General features: G+C 61.7%; 2 protein-coding genes. Both read right to left on the minus strand.

The genetic code is table 11. The features are described from left to right. Window positions 1–108 precede the first annotated feature (108 nt). Window positions 109–882, minus strand: coding sequence for a hypothetical protein (locus HV796_RS42670; protein ID WP_175233608.1), 774 nt, complete (start codon window positions 880–882; stop codon window positions 109–111). Then, the coding region (locus HV796_RS43870) for a hypothetical protein (protein ID WP_425497125.1) at window positions 879–1,066 on the minus strand (188 nt) is incomplete at its 5' end. The genes HV796_RS43870 and HV796_RS42670, both read right to left, overlap by 4 nt.

Here is a 1,066-nt window from a genome sequence, read left to right on the forward strand (position 1 = left end):
GTCGAGACAGGCGACCCGCCGCCCGGCCGTGGACAACCCGCGACGCAACAGGAGGATCCACACCTGGCTAAAACCAACTGCAGTTCCGTCCGTCGAACCGGGTCACTCTCAGGTTGGTGGCGTCTCGCCGTATTTGAATTCGTTTTGCCAGTGCACCTTGCACGAGCACGAAAGGTGAAACGGCGGTAACGCTGCTTCGATTGGTTCGACGGTCGACTTTGAGATTCCGAGCCGACGACACTTCGCGCAGGGTTCGACCACAAGCGAGGGGGCGTCTTGGATGAAGTCTGCGGCCTCCAGATAGAAATCGTCGACCGAATACCACTTGTATCGTTCCTCCTTAGCAACCATTCGGTCGAACACGCGATGCGCCGGCGTGTGGTTGACCCAATTGCGCCCGACTTCGAACGCGAGCGCGACCGACAGGTCGGAGCGAAACTGTTCAATGTCGAAGGCTTGCGCTTGCGCAAAATGTTCTTCGGCCAAGGCCCGGTTCGTTTCTTCGCGTTGGCGAGCCAATGGAGCAGGACCGTACGCGGCCAGCGTCATCGCGACCCATGCGCGTACGCGCGTCTGAGCCAGACCGCAGAGACAGAACACAGGCGCGCTCGTGGACCGCTGCCCCGTGGCAATCGTGTGAGCCGCCAGCTCGGGCCATTCCGCATCCATCGCGCCTTCCGGCCAATCGAGATCACCAGCGCCGCGCGGACGGGTCAAAACCCAAGCAGCGACCTCGGCAGCGTGCGCAGTCAAATGGTCGCCCATCGACATCGCAACGCCATCGACGTACCTGCGCGACACCTCATGGCATTCGTCCATGGTCGGCTCACGGAGCAACCTCGTGTTCCAAGATGCCATAATCGATCCCTTCTCCCAGCTCAATCGCGAAGTGTCGTCAGCAGGCGAACGAGCGTGTCGACGTCTGTCGATGGGTTCTCCCCGGGTTGCTCTCCGTGCGCGCGCAACCGATCAGCGTTCGCGTACGCGACGTCGAGCGCGTCAAGCGTTGCCGCGAACACGCCTGGGCGACCTTTCTCGTATCCGTTGATGTGCGCCCGAAGTCGAC

Source organism: Paraburkholderia humisilvae (genome assembly GCF_902859855.1).
In the GTDB taxonomy this organism is placed as follows: domain Bacteria; phylum Pseudomonadota; class Gammaproteobacteria; order Burkholderiales; family Burkholderiaceae; genus Paraburkholderia; species Paraburkholderia humisilvae.